Consider the following 21,921-nt stretch of genomic DNA (forward strand, 5'->3'; position numbering starts at 1 on the left):
AATTGGGGAGGGGATTTCGCTTACATGTATTGTTAATAACGCTAAGTGCTTGTGCAATGTTTATAAACGCATTGCATCACTAAGTTTATGAACCATTGCGATGTAAAAGTGTAGCAGCAGCTAAAACATTTTCAGCGTGTCCAGATACATTAACTTTACGCCATTCTTCTGCTATTATTCCAGTTGAATCAATCAGAAAAGTACTTCGTTCAACCCCCATATATTTGCGTCCATACATACTTTTTTCAATCCAAACACCATAAGCCTGAAGTGTCGTTTTTTCTTCATCAGAAACAAGGATAATATCAAGTCCATGTTTTATTTTGAATTTATCATGTTTCTCAATGCTATCTGGAGATACCCCAATAATAACGACCCCAATCTCTTCAAACTTCGTCTTCAGTCGCGTAAAATCAATCGCTTCATTTGTGCACCCACTGGTATCATCTTTCGGATAAAAATATAAAACAATTGGCTTTCCTTGAAGGTCAGAAAGGCATAATCTGCCTCCACCATCACGTGGTAAATCGAAATTAGGAGCAGGGGAGCCTTTCATTTGTTTTATCATTTTTTTGTATCTTTCTTTTTTACATAAGCATTACGTATAGGAATACATATAATGACCGAGAATGATAATAAACATAGAAATAAAATTCTTCAACTTTCTAGAAAATAATTATTTCGCATAATTTTTGTCTGTCATACAGAATTCATGTATCATAAGAATTAAATTGAGAAAACAAAACCAGGTGCAAGAAACACAAACATTGCGCATAAAATAGACGTAAAAACCACATAAAAAGATATTATAGCGGTTTCATCAAAACATGTTTTTTCTTACCAAAAGAAAGTTTAACCATTCCTGCGGCATTAACATCTTTTTCAAGAATAAGGCGTGTTTCATCATCAACAATTTGATCATTGACGCGTACACCACCTCCTTGAACATATCTGCGTGCTTCACTGTTCGATTTGGCTAGTCCCGCCTGTACAAGAAGTGCCAGCAATCCAGCACCCGTTTTTAATTCTGTAGCATCAATTTTAATAGTTGGAAGATTTTCTCCATGAGTTTTTTCTTCGAAAGTTTTACGAGCGGTTTCTGCTGCTGCATTGGCAAGATCGCGTCCGTGTAATATCGCTGTAATTTCTGTTGCAAGAGTTTTTTTTGCTTCATTAATTTCAGTTCCTTGTAATGCAGATAGTTTGAGAATCTCATCCATTGGCAATGTTGTATAAAGCTTTAAAAATCTTGTAACATCAGCATCTTCTGTATTGCGCCAATATTGCCAAAATTGATAAGGTGAAAGCATATCTGCATTAAGCCATACAGCACCATTTAATGATTTACCCATTTTGGCACCAGAAGAAGTTGTAAGTAATGGTGATGTTAATGCATATAATTGTGGTGCGCCTAAACGATGTCCTAACTCGATTCCATTAATAATATTGCCCCACTGGTCAGAACCACCCATTTGCATACGTAATCCATAACGCTTATAAAGTTCAACAAAATCATAAGCCTGAAGGATCATATAATTAAATTCCAAAAATGACAAAGAATGTTCGCGTTCAAGTCTAAGTCTGACAGAATCAAATGACAACATACGGTTAACGGAAAAATGTCTTCCTACATCACGTAAAAATTCTAAATAATTCAAATTGCACAACCACTCAGCATTATTAACGATACATGCATCCGTTTTTTTATCACCAAATGTTAAATATTGAGCGAAAACCTTTTTAATACTCGCAATGTTTGAAGCAATATCAGCTTGTGTCAAAAGGCGGCGTGCTTCATCTTTGAAGGAAGGGTCGCCAATCAATCCTGTTCCTCCACCCATCAAAGCAATAGGACGATGACCGGTTCTTTGTAACCAATAAAGCATCATAATTTGAAGAAGACTTCCAGCATGCAAACTTGGTGCTGTCGGATCAAATCCAATATAAGCACTTACAACTTCTTTTGAAAAAAGAGCATCTAAGCCTTTTTCATCTGAAATCTGGTGTATAAAACCACGTTCGCTCATAATGTGTAAAAAATCAGATTTAAAAGCAAACATAGATTTTATTTCCTATATTTAAATTGTTTGGTTACATAATCAGGTGTTAGTGCGTATTCTCTACCACAAATGACGCACTCCTCACAAGAGAACGAAAGATCTCGGAAAAAAGATAATACAGAGCTCCTTTTCACTGTATGCTTTAAGAAAAAGCGATTAGCATTGATATGAAAAGATATATTTTTGCTCTTTATGCAAGTAATATGCTAAAAGGCTACTTTTTTGTTATAAAATATTTTTAAGATTAGAATCTCTAAGTAAGCGCAAGCATTTCAGGTGGAGGAATTAAGAACTCACCTGTAATATGGTTATCCAAATATTGTGCGCATCGCTTAATAAGTTCTTCATTGTATCCACTGAAAAAGTGGTTAGCACCTTCTAGAATTTCCTGTGTAATGACAATGCCTTTTTGTGTCTTCAATTTATCTACAAGCACTTGAACATCTTTTAAGGGAGCAACCTTATCAATATCACCATGAATTATAAGCCCAGAAGAGGGGCAAGGGGCAAGAAATGAAAAATCGTAAATATTAGGCTGAGGGGCAACAGATATAAAACCTTCAATTTCTGGTCTCCGCATTAAAAGTTGCATACCAATCCAAGCACCAAATGAATATCCAGCAACCCAGCAATTTTTGGAATCAGGATGTTGTGTTTGCACCCAATCAAGCGCAGCTGCAGCATCTGAAAGCTCTCCTATTCCATAATCAAATTCACCTTGACTTCGACCAATACCACGAAAGTTAAAACGCAAGGTAGTAAAACCACGCTGTTGGAACATGTAAAATAGATCGTAAACAATTTTATTATTCATTGTTCCACCAAATTGGGGATGAGGATGCAGAATAATCGCAATTGGTGCATTTTTATGTTGTGAAGGTTGATAACGTCCTTCAAGCCGACCGGCGGGACCATTAAAAATAATTTCTGGCATTAAATGCTCCTTAAATGCTATAAAGGCTCTACACTGAGCTTGGCTTATTTCTACTATTCAGTTATTTTACATAATCATTTCATTTTAGTGAACCGTTAGATATTCTGTTTTGGGTGCATTTTTCAAGAAAATTGCGCTATTTTTCTAAATCAATTTATAAGATTAATGTCTGTGATGTAAAATGATTGTAAAACGTCGATATTTTGATCATAATGCAACAACGCCACTCACAAAAATGGCAAAGATGGCATTACTCGAATCTTTAGAGATTTTCGGTAATCCATCATCGGTCCATGCAGAAGGGCGTGCTGCTAAAGCTTTATTACAAAAAGCACGTCGACAAATTGCAGACAGACTCAATACAAATCCAGATCATGTTGTATTTACGTCTGGTGCGAGTGAAGCAGCGATGACTTTATTAACACCCTTTTATAATATGGGAAGGTCTAAAGTTCAATTTTCTCATCTTTACATTGGAGCTACTGAACATCCATCTGTTGCAAAGGGGGGACGTTTTTCTAAAGAATGTATCAGCACAGTTTCTGTTGATCAAGATGGTCTCATTAAACAAGATAAATTAGCCTCTCTCTTAAACATTCACGATAAAACAAAAGGCCTTCCTCTTGTTGCTATTCAAGCTGCAAATGGTGAAACTGGTGTTATTCAACAAATAAAAGAAATAGCTGCTATCGTTCGGGATTCTGGAGGCATCCTTATTGTTGATTTGACACAATATGTAGACAAAAATTTTGTTGATATTAATCAAATGGGAGGGGATTTTTTTATACTATCTGCGCATAAAATTGGCGGACCTAAAGGAACAGGTGCTTTTGTTTCATGTGGGAACCTTTTGATGCCATATCCTCTTATTGTGGGAGGAGGGCAAGAAAAAGGTTTACGTGGAGGAACAGAAGCATTGCCGCTTATTGCTGCTTTTGGAGCAGCGATGGCTGATTGTTTCACCCAAGAAGAAATAAAGAAACTAATGTATTTACGCAATAAATTAGAAGATGGAATACAAAAAATGTGTAATGATGTTGAAATTTTTGGTAAAAGGGTTCAGCGTTTGCCAAATACAACGTATTTCACTATGCGCAATATAAAAGCTGAAACTCTGCAAATTGGTTGTGATTTGGCGGGGTTTTCTGTATCTGCAGGTTCTGCTTGTTCTTCAGGAAAAGTAAAACAAAGCAAAATTTTGGAAGCAATGGGACATCATGTTCCAAATGGAGCAATTCGCATTTCAACAGGACGGTGCACAACTTCTAAAGATATTGATGATTTTCTGTTGTTTTTTTCTCAAATTATCAGTAATAGATAAGAAGTACAATGTATCATTTGATAATTATAAATTAGAATTATCTTACAAATAAGCTTGATTGAAATTTTCTCACTTTGCATATAGCCTAGAGAATGAATTGCTCACTTTAATTTTGTGAAAAAACAAGACTTTTAGTCACCGGTTCTTGATGCCCAAAAATGGAGAAAGTTTATGCCGGCAGTACAAGAAACAATACGCCAAGTACGTGAAATAGATGTTGATCAATATAAATATGGGTTTGAAACCAATATTGAAACAGATAAAGCTCCCAAAGGTTTAGATGAAAATATTATCAGATTTATTTCTGCTAAAAAAAATGAACCTGAATGGATGTTGACATGGCGTTTACAAGCTTTTCACCGTTGGTTGACAATGCAAGAGCCCGATTGGGCACGTATTGAATATCCCAAAATTGATTTTCAAGAGCTTTATTATTACGCCGCTCCTAAAAATCATACAGGACCAAAATCTTTAGATGAAGTAGATCCAGAGTTATTAGCAACTTATGAAAAACTTGGCATTCCTCTCAAAGAGCAAGAAATTTTGGCAGGAGTAAGAAAACAATCTGATCCTTCCACTTTTTATGATAGTATCTATACATCAGGACAAGTAGCTGTTGATGCGGTTTTTGATTCTGTTTCTGTTGTGACGACATTTAAAAAAGAGTTGGCACGTTCTGGCGTTATTTTTTGCTCTATTTCAGAAGCAATTATAGAACATCCTGATCTTATTAAGGAATATTTAGGAGCAGTCGTCCCAGCCGGTGATAATTATTATGCTGCATTAAATGCAGCTGTTTTCACAGATGGTTCATTTGTTTATATCCCAAAAGGGGTTCACTGCCCCATGGAACTTTCAACCTATTTTAGGATTAATGAGCGTAATACAGGCCAGTTTGAAAGAACACTGATTATTGCCGATGAAGATTCTTACGTTTCTTATCTTGAGGGTTGCACAGCACCTCAACGTGATGAAAACCAACTTCACGCTGCTGTTGTTGAACTTATTGCACTAAAAAATGCAGAAATTAAATATTCCACAGTACAAAATTGGTATCCTGGTGACAAAGAAGGTAAGGGCGGTATTTATAATTTTGTAACGAAGCGAGGAGATTGTCGAGGGGATAATTCTAAGATTTCATGGACACAAGTTGAAACCGGTTCTGCAATTACTTGGAAATATCCATCTTGTTTACTGCGTGGTGATAATTCACGTGGGGAGTTTTACTCCATTGCAGTTGCAAATGGTTATCAACAGATTGATTCTGGTACCAAAATGATTCATTTGGGGAAAAATACATCAAGTCGTATTGTTTCTAAAGGTATTTCTGCTGGTTTTTCAAATAACACATATCGTGGGCAAGTTGCAGCACATCGAAAAGCGCAAAATGCACGTAATTTTACGCAATGTGATAGTTTACTAATTGGTAATGATTGTGGTGCTCACACAGTGCCTTATATTGAAGCAAAAAATGCGACAGCACAATTTGAACATGAAGCGACTACATCAAAAATTTCTGATGATCAGCTTTTTTATGCTATGCAGCGGGGAATTCCTGAGGAAGAAGCAATAGCGTTAATTGTGAATGGTTTTGTAAAAGAAGTTATTCAAAAACTTCCAATGGAATTTGCTATTGAAGCACAAAAACTCATTGGTATTAGCCTTGAAGGTAGCGTTGGATAATTGTTTAGGTAAGAGCGTACTTGACGTAAAACAGCCAAAACAGGATTTAATTATGTTAGAGATAAAAAATTTACGTGCCCGAATTGTTGGGACCGATACAGAAGTTATTCGCGGTTTAAATTTGACGATTCAAGATGGTGAAGTTGCTGCGATCATGGGACAAAATGGAGCTGGAAAATCTACTTTGTCTTATTTGCTTGCTGGTCGTGATGATTATGAAGTGATAGAAGGTGATATTCTTTATAATGGACAATCCATTTTAGAAATGGATCCAGCAGAACGTGCGGCATACGGTATTTTTCTCGCATTTCAATATCCGATGGAAATACCTGGAGTGGCAACGATGGAATTTTTAAAAGTTGCGATGAATTCTCAACGCAAAGCGCGTGGTGATGAAGAGCTTAAAATTCCTGAATTTATAAAATATGTTAAAGAGATTTCTTCAAAGCTTGAAATAGATATGAACATGCTGAAACGTCCATTAAATGTGGGTTTTTCAGGTGGAGAAAAAAAACGAGCTGAAATTTTACAAATGGCGCTTCTTGAACCTAAACTTTGTATTTTAGACGAAACAGATTCTGGTTTAGATATTGATGCGTTAAAAATTGTTGCAGATGGTGTTAATAAACTTCGGGATTCAAAGCGTTCATTCTTGGTTATTACCCATTATCAACGCCTGCTTAATTATATTATCCCTGATACGGTGCATGTTCTTTATAAAGGACGCATTATTAAAAGCGGCGATAAATCGTTAGCGCTTTATTTAGAACAAAATGGATATGCTGATATTATCCATGAAGCGGTTTGAGGTCATTAAATATGAGCGTGAACGCACAGCAAAAATTGTTAGAGGTTGAAAAAGATATACTCAATAATTTCAACCGATGTATAAGTAATCTACCCGGTGATAGGGCAGTGCAGACAGTCCGTAAGAGAGCTATTGAATTGTTTAAAAATACACGGCTTCCTTCACGTAAAATCGAAAGTTGGCACTATACAAATCTTCGCACTTTATTAAAATCTGTTAGTAATTTTTCAGAAGTAAATAATGGGAAATTTGTTGATTGCTTGTTTCCAGAAAAGATTGTTTTTTCTATTAGGAACGGAAAAACATCTACAGCATCAAATATAGCAAATATTACAGTAGAACGTCTTGCAAATGCATTAAGAGAAAATTCTGTAAAAATAGATAAAATTATTTCTGATGATGATTTTATTGGACAATTAAATACAGCTTTTGTTACGGATGGTTGGCTTTTTCATATCCCTGAAAATACGAAGTTAACTGTTCCCATTGAATTACAAAATATTCAAATGGGTGGGCAATCTCATATTTTTTCAGACATAAAAATTGATAAAAGCAGTGAAGCTATTTTTGTTGAACACCAGATTGGCAATGATGAAGATACCTTTGTCAGTTCGATATTTTCTTTGGACATTGCTGCTTATAGTGATATTACATGGATAATTATTCGAAATCGTAGCTTCAGTTCTACACAGTTTGGCCGATTTCGTGCGGTTCTTGGTCAAGGAGCTAAATTATCACTTTATGTGATTAATATAGGTAGTCAACTTAATCGACAGGAAATTGATATTGAATTACAAGGAGAAAAGGCTGATTTTCAATTACGAGCAATAAATTTGCTATCTGGGCAAACGCATAGCGATCTTACAATGAGCGTTCGTCATGTTGAAGAAAAATCAACCTCAACCGAAATTATACGCAATGTGGTTACGGATAAAGCAGTTGGTGTTTTTCAAGGAATAATACGTGTTGCTCAAAAAGCGCAAAAAACAGATGCGCGTATGGCTTGTAATAGTCTTATCCTTTCAGATGATGCGGAATTTAATGCAAAACCTGAATTAGAAATTTTTGCTGATGATGTCGCATGTGGTCATGGTGCGACAGTTGCCAATATTAATCATGACCATCTCTTTTATCTCATGGCGCGCGGCATCCCTTTTAAAGCAGCTTGTGCACTTTTGATTAAAGGATTTGTCTTCGAGCTTATTGAAGACATTAAGCAGGATAATATTCAAACTGTTTTGAGTAATATTATTAGTACCTGGTTAGAAAAAAATGTTTAAGGTACAAAATGGGAAATAACGTACAAAAATTAAATTATGATGTAGAAGCAATTCGGCATGATTTTCCTCTTTTGCATCATAGTGTTTATGGCAAACGATTGGCTTATCTTGATAGTGGTGCATCTGCTCAAAAGCCGCAAGCTGTGCTTGATGCGATGAATAATTTCTATCAATGTCGTTATGCAAATGTGCATCGAGGAATGCATTTTTTATCGAATGCAGCAACACAATCTTATGAAAATGCTCGCGAAACGGTTCGTGCTTTTTTAAATGCTCAAACCGTGAAAGAAATTGTTTTTACGAAAAGTGCGACAGAAGCTATTAATACTGTTGCTTATGGTTGGGGAATGTCAAAATTGAATAAAGGTGATGAAATCGTTCTCACTATTATGGAACATCACTCCAATATTATTCCTTGGCATTTTATTCGTGAACAAAAAGGTGTTAAACTTGTGTTTGTACCAGTGGATGAGAATGGTATCTTACATATTGAAGATTTTAAAAAGGCTTTAACTGATAAAACAAAACTTGTTGCTATTACGCATATGTCCAATATATTGGGGACTATTACTCCTGTTAAAGAGATTATTAAGCTAGTACACCAAAATGGTATTCCTGTTCTTGTTGATGGTTCTCAGGCTGCTGTACATTTAACAGTTGATGTGCAAGATCTTGATTGTGACTGGTACGTCCTTACAGGACATAAGCTTTATGGTCCTACAGGTATTGGCGTTCTTTATGGTAAAGAATATAGGCTAGAGGAAATGCATCCTTTTCAAGGGGGAGGGGAAATGATTGAGGATGTAACTATTGATAAGGTTTTTTATAATGCCCCCCCCTATCGCTTTGAAGCGGGCACTCCTCCTATAGCTGAAGCCATTGGATTGGCGGCTGCTATTGATTATATACAGAAAAAAGATAGAAATGCTATTCATGCACATGAAACAGCACTTTTATCCTATGCACATGAAAAACTTGAAACGGTTAAATCATTGCGTATTTACGGCCGTTCTCCTCATAAAGGCACTATTATATCTTTTGAAATAGAAGGCATTCATGCGCACGACATCGCTATGTTTATTGATAGGCAGGGTGTTGCTATACGCGCAGGAACACATTGTGCACAACCTTTATTACAACATTTTGGTTTAATATCTGCTTGTCGTGCATCATTAGCCATGTATAGTAATCATGAAGACATTGATCAGTTAGTGGAAGCATTAGAAAAAGCAAGGACATTTTTTAATGGCTAAATCAATTGAAAAGTATCATTCTACAGAATCTGTTGAAACTGTAAGGGAAAATAAAAAATCTTGCATATCGGCAATTCCAGCAGATGAAATTGATCGTATGACCAATGATATTATTGCTGCTCTCAAAACAGTTTATGATCCGGAAATTCCTGCTGATATTTATGAGCTAGGATTGATTTATCGTATTGATATTGAAGATGATCATTCAGTAAAAATTGAAATGACACTCACAGCACCAGGATGCCCCGTTGCTGGTGAAATGCCAGGTTGGGTAGAAAATGCTGTAAGCGCAGTTGAAGGTGTTTCGCACGTTGAAGTTACTATGACTTTTGACCCACCATGGACACCTGATTGTATGTCAGAAGAAGCACAAGTTGCTGTAGGATGGTACTAAAGTACTATTCACGAATGTGTTATTTATTTTTCATAAGTAGTTTTATTTGAGAACGATTACATGCGTTATAATAAACAAAAATTAGAACTCACTTGGATTGGAAAAGAGAGACGTCCTAAATTGGAGCCTCGTATTTCATTGGAAGATCTTGAAAAATCTTACCATGCGTCGCATCAAGTGTCCGATCGGGATATTTTTGATAATAAACTCATTTTTGGTGATAATTTGCTCGCGCTCAAAGCACTTGAACAAGAATATACAGGCAAGGTAAAATGTATCTATATCGATCCACCTTATAATACGGGCAATGCATTCGAACATTATGAAGATGGTTTGGAGCATTCCATATGGCTAAGCCTTATGAGAGATAGGTTAGTGCTGTTGCATCATTTACTTGCGGATGATGGAAGTATTTGGATATCCATTGATGACGATGAACAGGCTTACCTTAAAGTTATGATGGACGAAATTTTTGGTAGACAAAATTTTGTAAATAATATCATTTGGCAAAAAAAATATGCTCCACAAAATGATACAAAATGGCTTTCGGATAACCATGATTTTGTAATGGTTTATGCTAAAAATAAAACTATTTGGCGACCTAATTTGCTTCCTCGTTCAATTGATATGGATGCGCGCTATAAAAATCCTGATAATGACCCGCGTGGATTATGGCAATCAGATAATTTATCTGCGAAAAGAGTAACACCTAAGGATATCTATGAAATCACTACACCTTCTGGACGTAAAGTGATGCCTCCTGCTGGAGCTAGTTGGCGGGTTAGTAAACAAAAGTTTTCTAAGCTATTAGAGGATAATCGTATTTGGTTTGGAACAGATAACAGCGGAGTACCACGTATTAAACGTTTTTTATCAGAAGTAAAAAATGGTATGGTTTCAATGACCATTTGGCTTTATGAAGAAGTAGGACATAATCAGGATGCTAAAAAAGAGGTTAAAGTCTTTAATTCTGATAATGTTTTTGCAACTCCCAAACCTGAGCGACTTATAGAACGCATTATTCAACTTGCCAGCAATCCTGGTGATCTTGTCTTAGATTCTTTTGCGGGTTCTGGCACTACTGGTGCAGTTGCACATAAAATGGGGCGCAAGTGGATTATGATTGAACTTGGAGAACATTGTCATACCCACATCATTCCTCGTTTGAAACAAGTGATTGATGGCACTGATCAAGGTGGTATTTCTAAAAATGTAAATTGGCAAGGTGGTGGAGGATTCCGCTATTACCGCCTTGCGCCTTCTCTGTTGCAAAAAGATCCATGGGGACAATGGATTATTAGTCGCGAATATAATGCTGCCATGCTTTCAGAAGTTATGTGCAAACATATGGGGTTTAGCTACGCACCAGATGAAAACCATTATTGGATGCAAGGTTATTCAACCGAAACTGATTATATTTATGTAACAACCAATGCAATGACACATAAACAATTACACATCATTAGTGAAGAGGTTGGACCTCATCGTACCTTACTTATTTGTTGCTCAGCTTTTGATACGAAGCCGGAATCTTTTGAAAATCTCACACTTACCAAAATACCCCGCGCTATATTAGAAAAGTGTGAGTGGGGGAGGGATGATTACAGTTTAAATGTAGCGAATCTTGAACCAATGGCTGTAGCAAAAGAATCCCCCAAAGATAAAGATACTATGCAAGCAGAATTAGATTTATTTAGATAAAGAGTAAAAAGCGGAGTTTTTATGAACGCTGTTGAAAAAAGGATTTCTGCTCGCTTATCGTTGCGCTATCCTCAGCATGAAGCCTTAAATATTTTGGTGCGAATTTTAGGTAATATCAAACTTTCTAAAAATGCTGATTTAGTTGCGGATCTGGAAGTGATCAAAAATCTCTATCCTTCTGTACAAGATTTTGAACGCGATTTTCCTTCTTTTTGTTTTGCTTAGCTACGGGAGTCGGAAAAACACGACTGATGGGTGCTTTTATCAGTTATCTTTATTTAACAGGTCGCAGCCGCCATTTTTTTATTTTGGCTCCCAATTTGACCATTTATGAAAAATTAAAACAGGATTTCAATCCTCAAAGTTCGAAATATGTATTCAGTGGAATTAGTGAATTTGTTGTAAACAGACCGATAATTATTACAGGCGAAGATTATGAAAGTGGTAAAGGGATCTGCTCTGATGCACCGCAATTTCATGGGCAACAACGTTTGTTTGAGGATAGAAATACAGCTTTCATCAATATCTTTAATATTTCCAAAATTAACACAACAGATAATAAAAAAGGAGCTGCAAAATCCATCATCCCGCGAATTAAACGCTTGCAGGAAACTATTGGAGAAAGTTATTTTGATTATCTCGCAAATCTTCCAGATTTAGTTTTATTGATGGATGAAGCGCACCGTTATCGTGCATCTGCAGGCGTTTCGGCTATTAATGAATTAAAACCTGTTTTAGGAATAGAACTTACAGCGACACCGAAAACAATAGGTGCAAAACCAGTGGATTTTAAAAACGTCGTTTACGGCTATTCACTTGCAGAGGCTATGAGAGATGGGTTCGTGAAAGAACCAGCTGTTGCTACACGTAAAGATTTTCAACCGAAAAACTATACGCCTGAACAATTAGAGTATATTAAACTACAAGATGCAATTCATACGCACGAAAAAGTAAAAGCAGAGTTAGTTATCTATGCTAGCGATTATAAAAAGAAATTGGTTAAGCCTTTCATTTTAGTTGTAGCCCAAGATACAGAGCATGCGCGAGAATTACGTAATTTATTAGAATCTGATGATTTTTTTGCGGGGACTTATAAAGGAAAAATTATAGAAATTCATTCGAAACAATCGAACACAGAAGAAGATAAAAATATTCAAAAACTGATTGCAATTGAAGATCCTAGTGAGCCAACGGAAATTGTTATTCATGCTAATAAGTTGAAGGAGGGGTGGGATGTAACAAATCTTTATACCATCGTGCCGTTGCGTGCATCTGCTTCAGAAATTTTAACTGAGCAAACAATAGGTCGTGGATTACGTTTGCCTTATGGTCATAAAATCGGCATAGAAGCCATTGATCGTTTAACAATCATTGCACATGACCGTTTCCAAGATATTATTGATCGCGCTAATGATCCAAACTCAATTATTAAAAAGCATATTGAGATTGGGATAGGTGGTGATATATCATTTGAAAAATCAGATATACTCACAGTACCAAGTCGTGCAGAAACAGAATCTAGAAAGACGATGGTAACACGTCATTCTGACATAAATGGAGCATCTGATTTACAAGATGTCATGTTATATAATACAGTTCCATTTACATTCACTCCTGAAAAGAAAAAAATTGCTGATATCACGTGGAATATTATCAAAGGATATGAAAAATTGCCAAGTTCTCAGGCACTTTGCTCCACTGTAATACAGGAAAAAATTAGTAATGAAGTTATAGCAACCATGCACGCATCAAAGGATGCTCTTATTTCTGATACTACAAAAATAGAATCTGAGGCTTTGGTGCCAAAAGTGGTTGCAAACCTAACAAAAAATTTAGCAGAACTTATAATAGATATTCCCAATATTGTGCTTATTCCCTCTGGTGAGATTACTTATGGTTTTTCTGATTTTGATTTGGAAAATTTAGAAAGTTTAAATTTGCAACCTGTGAATAAAGAGCTTTTAATTCGTGAATTACGCACACATAAAAGCATTTTTCTTACTTCTGAAAATGAGTATCTCAAAGAACCTTATTTTGAAAATTATATCATTCGTGGTTTAATTGATAATGACTTTATAGATTATGACAACCATACCCCATTATTACGAAAATTGGCGGGTCAGTTGGTGCAACATTTCCAATCTTATTTACCAAATGATGCTGCCGTTGAGAATGTGTTGATTCACTATCAGCATCAACTTACTGCTTTTATAGTTGCTCAATTAAAGTCACATCAGTGGGAAACACAGCGGGATTATGAGGTTAGAGTTACAAGAGGATTTACAACCTTACTGCCTATTCACTACACTCTACCACAAGGCTCATCTCCCATTAATTTTCGCTGTATTCCTTCTATTAAAAGCAACATTAGAACACTTGTATTTGGGGGCTTTACAAAATGCTGTTACCCTTTGCAAAAATTTGATTCCGTAGAAGGGGAATTACGATTTGCCCAAATATTAGAAGATGATATGCAAGTATTGAAATGGATGAAACCCGCTCGAGGTTTTTTCACAATAGAATATGATAAAGGATCAAGCTATGAACCAGACTTTGTTGTAGAAACAAAGAATGCAAAATATCTTTGTGAGCCCAAAAAAGCTTCCGAAATACAAAATTCTATTGTTTTGAAAAAAAGAAACGCAGCAGTTCAATGGTGTTGTCATGCGACCAATTATGCTGTTACCCATGGTGGAAAGCCATGGCATTATGTTCTTATTCCACATGATGCTATTAAAGCAAATCGTAGTTTTGAAGGTTTGTGTGCAGAATTTACTATTAAAACTCCATAAATTTTTTAATTTATGGGTGCTATGCTAATATTAATTACTTAATATTATTTTATATTTTATCTTTTCAAGATAAGTCATGGAAAAATAAAAGAAAAATTAATTCGATTTATCTCATAGAAATATATAATGAACTATTACTGTTCTTTCTCTTGTAAAATCTGCATACAATGGAATAAATGACACTACAAAAAAATTTACAGCTCGAAAAATTGCTCAATGGATATACGAAAATTACCCAGAAGCCAGTCAAAAGATAGTAGTGAAACTGATTGGGATACCGCTAATAGATTATTAGAGGAAAAACAAAGACTTTTTTCATTATATTAAACTCATTCGTCAATTTTATCAAACTGGTGAGATTCGCCAATCTGATTGGGGGCATTCCCCATAAGAATTATATTTCAAGTCTTTTACAAAAATATCAATAGACGTTAAATAATTTCTGATAGGCTTATTCTTCAATAATACCACATGCTAAACGAGCACCACCTCCGCCAAGCGGTAATGGCTTATCGGATTGATTGTCTCCCCCTAAATGAATCATTAACGAGTGTCCTTTAATCTCTGAGAGTTTTTTAATTCGTGGAGCGAGAACACTCATTGTTGAGTGTCCTGTATCATCAACATAAAGTGCCGGTAAATCACCAAAGTGGCCATTAACGTTATAAGGTCCAAGATGTTTGTTAGTATGATCCGGATCATAATGTCCACCCGCAGCACCACCAACTACACCATCTTTCATATCACATGAAGGGTTTATATGCACATGAAAACCGTGTAAACCTTCTGGCAAGGTGGATAAATTTGGCACAAAAATCAAACCATGTATGTTTTCTTCAATTTCAATTTTGCCAATAGGCTTTTTTGTGTTTCCATTTTCTAATTTATAAATCTGAACTTGCATAGATTTTGCTAATACAATAGTATCATAAGTTAGAAATGCTAAAGAAAACAGCAAGTATAAAACAGTTCTATTTATACAAAATATTTTTACATTAAACATGATTTAATAATTTTCTTAAATTTGGTAAAAAATAATTTTTTTGGAAAGTATGATTAACAGAAAAAACTCTATAAGCTCAAAATAGCTTTCTTTATTCATCTCTAAATACGTCTAGAATAATCTTTCCTATCTCACAAAAATGCATTTTATAAATCAAATAGCTATATCGCATATACATTTTTTCAAGAGATGATGCTTCTAAAAAAGCAGATTTTTGAAGTGTCGTGAGAAAAATTAAATAAGGAGCTTTGAAGTTTAGCCAATACTTCATCCATAATATGACGTGGATTTTATAAAAGTTATAATATATAACTTATTGATTATTATTTAAAAAAGTTAAATGACGCAAATTATCTACTGATTACAAAAATTATAAAAATAACAAATATTATAAATATTATTATATATATAAGTCCTCCATAAAAATGCAAAATGTGCCAACAAAAATGCCTATTATTGATCCTATTATTGCACCAATGATCGTTCCAGTAGAAAGTGCCATACTTATACCCATTGAGATAATTGGACCAAACCCTGGGAGTGCAATATATCCATATGCTGCAAGAGCTGCTGCAATTGCTCCTGATATACTACCATTTAAACTGCCAATGAATGCAAGCTCTTTAATCGAATAATAAATTTTTTTTAAAAAACTTTTCCTACAATCATTTGAATGAAGACTGTCAGAGGTTTTAAAATCAATCATATTTTTTTATCCTTTTGGATACTAACAACTCCAGAATAATCGATTGATATAATTAAATGATGTTCTTTAAATTCTACCAAAGCGCGCCAAATGCCTTCATCATCTAAACGTATTCGTTTAATATTTTTAAAACCATTCTGTATAAGACAGTTTTTAATTTGCGAAGCAGTAAATGAATTTTGTCCTGGTTTAGTGTTATCTTGAATGAAGGTATATCGAGAGGTTTTACAATAAGGAATAGAGAAAACCTCACTTATTGAAGCTGTAACTATAGAGGAGATACTTGCAATTATTATAAAGAAAATAATTAATTTTAAATTTTTACTGAATCTCATCTTGTCACCAGTTATTGCAACGATGTTTTTAAACTTTCATTTCATATGCTCAATTAACCTTTGTCTTGCTAACAGGTTCCAAAGATTGTTTTATTTTTAATATTATACTTAACGGTGTAAAATTTTAAAAATGCGCATTGATGCATTAAAATTGTTTTTTCTTCTTGATTATCTTGATAAAAAAGAGAATGTGTTGTTTTTACATGTTGAATAAGGCAATCTCTTTTGAGATGTTATGCTATAATTGCTCGTTATTATTACTATTGATAATATACCATAGTACATCTTTTTTGATGTTTATTTTGCTATCTTTGTCTATCTGGAAAGCTAATTTTCATATTTATCCTATTAGTTAGATAAGATATCTGAATAACTTCTACACCCTTTAAAAATTTTTCATAATACACTTTGGGTAAAAAAACTTTTTTAAATTAGCATATCTTTTGATGCGATTCCTCAACTTAGCGATTAATACTGCTTATGCTCTTAATATGAAGCATTTTAGGAAGTCTTATTTTTTGTAATGTTATTTGGGTGAATCTGTTTTTGATTTTACCACTTATTCTTTTATTATATCAATAAAGTTGTTTAGGTAATTTTATTGGGAACATTTGTATAATTTCTTTTAATCCAGAACCTGGATACATTCCCTCTCGCATAAATAAATTACGTAACGGAGAGCAATTACGTAATAAGCCAAGTCCAATGCTTCGCATAATATGAACAGGCAACATATTAGAAAGTAAAGCAGAGTTAAGCACATGAACAGATCCACTCCGAATCCATATATCAGATTTGCGACTCCTGTTATAATGCGCAACAATCATTTTAGAATGAGAATCAGACATTTGCTTTGGTAAAATATCGATAAAAGTTTGTATGTCACGAAATCCTAAATTCAATCCTTGTGCTCCAATAGGAGGAAAAACATGAGCAGCTTCCCCCATCAAAATTGTCCGATTAGCTGCAAAATGATGAGGAATAAGTCCTGAAAGGGGCCATGCCTGAACTGGTGTTTCTAATGTCAGTTTTCCCAGCATTGACTGCATTTTATCTTCGATTACTTTTGCAATTACTTTGGACCCTATACTTAACAACTCTTTAGCGCGAGAAGTGCTGACAACCCATACAAGACTTGATCTATTTCCTAGTAGTGGAACCTGCGTAAATGGACCATTTTCTGTATGAAATTCCGTTGATGTATTTTTATGGGAAAAATCATGAGAAAAATTTAGGACAAGTGCCGTTTGTGGATAACTCCATTGTTTAACAGCTATACCAGCTGCTGTTCGTGTTGGAGAAAAGCGTCCATCAGCAGCAATAAGGAGTAACACTTGAATAGCACTATCATCTGCAAGAGTGACGCATACATGATCTTGCTGATAATGAAAAGATTTTGCGGAAGAAAAAAATCTTGTAATATTCGGTGTATGTGCAACAGCTTTAAGGAGAGCATTATTTAATTCTATATTAGGTATGTTATAACCAAAAGCCTCTTCGCCAATTTCAGCAGAAGAAAAACTTACTGTAGGAGCACGTACAATCCTAGAGGTTATATCTATGATTTTAATAAAGGATAAAGATGCTGCATGACGTTTTAGAGTATCCCAAATATTAAGTTTTTGAAGTGTACGAATTGCTGGCATCATAAGAGCTGTTGTCCGTAATTCATCTGTATGAGCAGGCGGACCAACGAGAAAAACCGAATATCCTTTATTAGCAAGACTAAGCGCTGCCAACATACCGACTGGCCCTGCACCAATGACAGCAATATCCCTATGCTTGTTTTTTTCAAATATCACAACGATTTGAGCCTTTCGCGTTTATCAAACATTTTAATATTTATAAATGAACTCTCTCTCTTTTTATTATATAAATTTCTTCTATTATATTATGTAATAAATTATGCGATATAAAAAAATAACTTTTTTGTGTTTTTTACAGACGAATCTGTATCATGAAAGAAAAGAATGGCGTATTGGTAGATGGATGAAAATTTGAGAAACAAGGGTAAGCAAACCTTGAAACGTAAGCTAACAAAAAAAATTAAAACAAATGCTGATCTCTTACGCCATAAAAAAGTAACAATGCCACAAGCAAAAGCTTTTTCTGTTCATTTACTGACAGCTTCTGGTTCGTTTTTAGCATTTCTTTCTCTTATAGCAGCATCTCAAAAAGAATGGACTGCTATGTTCTGTTGGCTTGGGCTAGCACTTCTCGTTGATGGGATTGACGGGCCAATTGCACGCAAACTTGATGTCAAATATGTACTTCCAACATGGTCAGGAGAACTCTTAGATAATATCATTGATTATGTAACTTATGTTTTAATTCCAGCTTTTGCACTCTATCAAAGTGGCTTTATGGGATCGGGATTGTCGTTTTTATTAAGTGCTATCATTGTTATTTCATCAGCTATTTATTATGCAGATACCGGAATGAAAACTAAAGAAAACTTTTTTAAAGGATTCCCGGTAGTTTGGAATATGATGATTTTTATGGTTTTTGTAGTAAGACCAGGTGAATGGATCACTTTCATTATTATTGCGTTATCGGCGATTATTTCTTTTTTACCAATTTATTTTATTCATCCAGTAAGAGTTATCCGTTTGCGTATGCTTAATTTTCCAATTTTTCTTTTATGGTGTTTTTTTGGTGTTGCTGCATTTTTCTACAAACTAAATGCTCCATATTGGATTAAGATAGGAATTTCAGTAACAGGCATTTATATATATTGCATTGGTGCTATTATGCAATTATTTCCTCAGTTAGGAGCAAAAAAAAGAAATAAAATAGATATTTAAAGGGAATAAGATGCAAATTGATTTTGGGGCAGGTGATGATATTTCTTTTACAAAAGAAGGACACGCCGGTATTATAAAGCTCACGCGCCCTTCAGCATTAAACGCTCTTAATCAACGAATGGTTTTTGCTTTAAAGAAAGCTCTCAATACATGGGAAATAGACGAGGATGTTTCTTGCATCTTAGTTGAAGGGGAAGGGCGTGCTTTTTGTGCTGGTGGAGATGTTGTGGAAATCTACCGTATGGGAAAAAATCCCTCTTCTTACCAATATTTTAGTGATGAATATAGCTTAAATGCTTATATTAAACGGTTTCCTAAACCCTACATTTCTTTCTTGAACGGTATTTGGATGGGAGGAGGGGTAGGTATCTCTATATACGGTTCACATCGAATTGTTACAGAAAACACACTTTTTGCTATGCCAGAAGGTGCTATTGGATTTTTTCCGGATGTTGGCGCGAGTTTTTTCTTACCATCTCTTCCCGATCACTTTGGTATTTATCTTGCACTGACCGGCGCACGCATAAAATGGGGAGATTGTTTAAACTTAGGGCTAGCAACACATGCTGTTCCTGAAATTGAATTAGAATACATTAAAAAAGATATTATTGAGCAAGGAAATCCTGAATTAGCATTAAAAGAGCGAACAATAACAAGAAAAAATGAAACAAATCCCGAAATACGTTGTATTATCAGCACTTGTTTTAGTGCTAATACGTTAGAAGAATGTATTGAATTGCTACATAAAAAAAGCAGTGAAGGCATCTTATTTGCTAAAGAATGTTATGATATTTTGCAATTGCGTTCTCCAACAAGTTTAAAAATTATCTGGAGACAAATGAAACAAAATTCTTCTCAAACTTTAGAAGATTGTATGAAAATTGAAAATCGCATTGCACATCATATGATTACTTCACATGATTTTCATGAAGGAGTTCGTGCAATGTTAATTGATAAAGATAAAGCACCTAAATGGCAACCAGATAAACTTTCAGATGTAACAGATGAAATGATAGATGCTTATTTCCAACCCATTAAAAAAGAATTATTATTTTGACCAATAATCCTCAAAAACAGACTAAAAAAATCAATTTAATTTATAACTATTATTTACGATTTTTAGCACTTATTTGCTTAGGTTTAAGTGTCCTTTATTGGATTCGTCTTGTTGGTGTGTTTCCAGGAGAGCTATGGCGTTTTGATCTTATGCCATGGCCATGGCAATTTTTATCAGCTACATTGGCTATTATTTATCCTATCGCGTTAATTGGGCTTTGGATGTATTCGCCATGGGGAATTATTCTATGGTGTATTGCAGCCTTGACGGAAACAATAGCAATTTGTTCTTTTAATTTTGTCTATCAGCCGTTTATGCTAATCTTCCATGGAATGTTATTCTTAGTTCTTATAACATTACAAATTATTATGATGATGATCTCTTCAAAAAAGTCATATAATGGCTAATTAATGTTTCGGGCCAAAATTCATTGGCCCGATTTTTTACTGTTGAAAAGTTATAAAACTTTTTTAAACAAATGGTACCCACCATAAATCCCAAGGGCTCGTGGCTTTTGAACAAAATATCCATAATAATGTTGAGATCGTTCCCCAGAGTGCTACTGCCATGTAAAATATCCTTTCTTTTAAAAAAAGTTCCATAATATATATTATGCGATAAAGCACGATTAAGGAACCAAGATATTCCCCCCTTAAAACAATGATCAACTTTCTTTAGACACAATAATCATACTTTTATCGCATTTTTCATTTTTTAAACATAATTATGGCAAAATTTAGACAAAGTGTTTTTACTATAGAATCAGACACTTATTTCGGCTTTAAATAAAATTGCTTAAAGTCGAAATAAGTGTTATTTTACAGGATAGAAAACAGAAAAATTTAAAATTATTGAAATGATTTATAACGCTTTATACGTACAAGATTATTCAAATCTGACTTGAATTAACATCCATAAAAAATAGATTAGGCAAAAACACAATCCCTGCTGCATAAATCAAGCTATTACAATTGCACATTTGTTTCGAAAATAAGTCCTTGATAAGCAGGTTCTACATGCGATGGTACATAATTTGTAAGCTCATTATAATCAAGCGATCTATCCATATGTGTAAGTAAAGCTTTTTTTGGCTTTAAATACTCTATCCATTGCAACGCTTGATCAACGGAAAAATGACTTGGATGAGCTTCAAATTGAAGCGCTTCAATAATTAAAACTTCCAAATTCATAAGTTTTTCTAATGTTTTTTCGGGAAATCTATTAACATCTGTGCAATAGGCAACATTGCCAATTCGAAAACCTAAAGAATGAATAGAGCCATGAAATTGTAAATGCGTATTAATAGTTATTATGCCTCCCTGCCCATGAATGATAAATTGACTATCTTCATGAATGAGATGCGCTTTTAAAATGGGTGAATAAGACGAATCCTTTGGAGTTTCAAAACAATATCCAAAAGCATTTTGTAGATGTTCTAGTGTAAAAGCATCTGCATAAACATCTATCAAACATTTTTGAGCAAGCGCATAGCTGCGTAAATCATCAATACCATGAATATGATCTGCATGAGGATGTGTATAAAGTGCAGCATCAAGATGGCTCACACCTGCATCAATCATTTGCGACCGAAAGTCTGGACCTGTATCAATAACGACAGTTGTTTTTTTTTCTGATGCATGAATACGTTCAACTAATAAAGAACTTCTATAGCGTTTATTTTTAGAATTATTTGGGTCACAAGCTCCCCAATCACCATTAGGACGCGGAACCCCAGGAGAGGAACCGCAGCCTAATATTGTAAACCGGTATCTATCAAACATACCTTTACC

Annotated in this window: 18 protein-coding genes and 1 pseudogene; 11 read left to right on the forward strand and 8 right to left on the reverse strand. The window is 34.7% G+C overall.

Features of this window, described 5'->3' with window-relative positions; genetic code table 11:
* Positions 1–85: 85 nt before the first annotated feature.
* The 3 genes from MCS_RS00550 to MCS_RS00560 all read right to left on the reverse strand — a co-directional run bounded on the left by MCS_RS00550 (position 86) and on the right by MCS_RS00560 (position 2,994).
* The gene (locus MCS_RS00550; RefSeq protein WP_004854358.1) at positions 86–568 is read right to left on the reverse strand and encodes a peroxiredoxin; all 483 of its coding nucleotides are present in this window, start codon (positions 566–568) and stop codon (positions 86–88) included.
* Between the two features lie 238 nt (positions 569–806).
* Positions 807–2,060, reverse strand: coding sequence for a tyrosine--tRNA ligase (tyrS, locus tag MCS_RS00555; RefSeq protein WP_004854361.1), 1,254 nt, complete (start codon positions 2,058–2,060; stop codon positions 807–809).
* Positions 2,061–2,313: 253 nt separating this feature from the next.
* Positions 2,314–2,994, reverse strand: a complete 681-nt coding sequence (locus tag MCS_RS00560) for an alpha/beta hydrolase (RefSeq protein WP_004854362.1) — start codon at positions 2,992–2,994, stop codon at positions 2,314–2,316.
* Positions 2,995–3,175: 181 nt separating this feature from the next.
* On the opposite strand from MCS_RS00560, the gene MCS_RS00565 reads away from it, so the two are divergent.
* The 8 genes and pseudogenes from MCS_RS00565 to MCS_RS00605 all read left to right on the forward strand — a co-directional run bounded on the left by MCS_RS00565 (position 3,176) and on the right by MCS_RS00605 (position 14,226).
* Entirely contained in the window at positions 3,176–4,315 is a 1,140-nt protein-coding gene (locus tag MCS_RS00565) for a cysteine desulfurase family protein (protein ID WP_004854364.1), read from the forward strand.
* A gap of 171 nt (positions 4,316–4,486) precedes the next feature.
* Positions 4,487–5,998, forward strand: coding sequence for a Fe-S cluster assembly protein SufB (sufB, locus tag MCS_RS00570; protein WP_004854366.1), 1,512 nt, complete (start codon positions 4,487–4,489; stop codon positions 5,996–5,998).
* A gap of 52 nt (positions 5,999–6,050) precedes the next feature.
* On the forward strand, positions 6,051–6,806 hold the full coding sequence (sufC, locus tag MCS_RS00575) for a Fe-S cluster assembly ATPase SufC (RefSeq protein ID WP_004854368.1): 756 nt from the start codon (positions 6,051–6,053) through the stop codon (positions 6,804–6,806).
* Between the two features lie 11 nt (positions 6,807–6,817).
* Positions 6,818–8,086, forward strand: a complete 1,269-nt coding sequence (gene sufD, locus MCS_RS00580) for a Fe-S cluster assembly protein SufD (RefSeq protein WP_004854370.1) — start codon at positions 6,818–6,820, stop codon at positions 8,084–8,086.
* Positions 8,087–8,094: 8 nt separating this feature from the next.
* Positions 8,095–9,339 carry an aminotransferase class V-fold PLP-dependent enzyme gene (locus tag MCS_RS00585; protein ID WP_004854372.1) on the forward strand — a complete coding sequence of 415 codons (1,245 nt, stop codon included), beginning with the start codon at positions 8,095–8,097 and terminating at the stop codon, positions 9,337–9,339.
* Positions 9,332–9,733, forward strand: coding sequence for an SUF system Fe-S cluster assembly protein (locus MCS_RS00590; protein WP_004854375.1), 402 nt, complete (start codon positions 9,332–9,334; stop codon positions 9,731–9,733). Before MCS_RS00585 ends, MCS_RS00590 begins: the two co-directional genes overlap by 8 nt.
* Positions 9,734–9,793: 60 nt before the next feature.
* Entirely contained in the window at positions 9,794–11,434 is a 1,641-nt protein-coding gene (locus tag MCS_RS00595; protein ID WP_004854377.1) for a site-specific DNA-methyltransferase, read from the forward strand.
* A 21-nt stretch (positions 11,435–11,455) separates the two neighbouring features.
* Positions 11,456–14,226 (forward strand): annotated as a pseudogene (locus MCS_RS00605) (DEAD/DEAH box helicase).
* Between the two features lie 451 nt (positions 14,227–14,677).
* Here the strand turns inward: MCS_RS00605 and sodC are convergent.
* The 4 genes from sodC to MCS_RS00625 all read right to left on the reverse strand — a co-directional run bounded on the left by sodC (position 14,678) and on the right by MCS_RS00625 (position 18,072).
* Complete coding sequence (sodC, locus tag MCS_RS00610; RefSeq protein WP_004854382.1) at positions 14,678–15,229, reverse strand: superoxide dismutase family protein; 552 nt, start codon at positions 15,227–15,229, stop codon at positions 14,678–14,680.
* 400 nt (positions 15,230–15,629) lie between these two features.
* A complete protein-coding gene (locus MCS_RS00615) occupies positions 15,630–15,935 on the reverse strand; it encodes a hypothetical protein (RefSeq protein ID WP_004854384.1) in 306 nt (101 codons plus the stop codon).
* Complete coding sequence (locus MCS_RS00620; RefSeq protein ID WP_004854385.1) at positions 15,932–16,270, reverse strand: hypothetical protein; 339 nt, start codon at positions 16,268–16,270, stop codon at positions 15,932–15,934. Before MCS_RS00620 ends, MCS_RS00615 begins: the two co-directional genes overlap by 4 nt.
* A 575-nt stretch (positions 16,271–16,845) precedes the next feature.
* Positions 16,846–18,072, reverse strand: a complete 1,227-nt coding sequence (locus MCS_RS00625; RefSeq protein WP_004854387.1) for a UbiH/UbiF family hydroxylase — start codon at positions 18,070–18,072, stop codon at positions 16,846–16,848.
* A gap of 183 nt (positions 18,073–18,255) precedes the next feature.
* On the opposite strand from MCS_RS00625, the gene pcsA reads away from it, so the two are divergent.
* Genes pcsA through MCS_RS00640 form a run of 3 tightly spaced genes read left to right on the forward strand, consistent with a single transcriptional unit; the run spans position 18,256 to position 20,538 of the window.
* Positions 18,256–19,074 carry a phosphatidylcholine synthase gene (gene pcsA, locus MCS_RS00630; protein ID WP_004854390.1) on the forward strand — a complete coding sequence of 273 codons (819 nt, stop codon included), beginning with the start codon at positions 18,256–18,258 and terminating at the stop codon, positions 19,072–19,074.
* A gap of 10 nt (positions 19,075–19,084) precedes the next feature.
* Positions 19,085–20,131, forward strand: a complete 1,047-nt coding sequence (locus tag MCS_RS00635) for an enoyl-CoA hydratase/isomerase family protein (protein WP_004854391.1) — start codon at positions 19,085–19,087, stop codon at positions 20,129–20,131.
* The gene (locus tag MCS_RS00640; protein ID WP_004854394.1) at positions 20,128–20,538 is read left to right on the forward strand and encodes a DUF6163 family protein; all 411 of its coding nucleotides are present in this window, start codon (positions 20,128–20,130) and stop codon (positions 20,536–20,538) included. Before MCS_RS00635 ends, MCS_RS00640 begins: the two co-directional genes overlap by 4 nt.
* 558 nt (positions 20,539–21,096) lie before the next feature.
* Here MCS_RS00640 and MCS_RS00645 read toward each other — a convergent pair.
* Positions 21,097–21,912 (reverse strand): MBL fold metallo-hydrolase, encoded by an 816-nt coding sequence (locus tag MCS_RS00645; protein WP_004854395.1) that lies wholly within the window; start codon positions 21,910–21,912, stop codon positions 21,097–21,099.
* Positions 21,913–21,921 lie beyond the last annotated feature (9 nt).

This window comes from Bartonella doshiae NCTC 12862 = ATCC 700133 (assembly GCF_000278155.1).
Classification (GTDB): Bacteria; Pseudomonadota; Alphaproteobacteria; order Rhizobiales; family Rhizobiaceae; genus Bartonella; species Bartonella doshiae.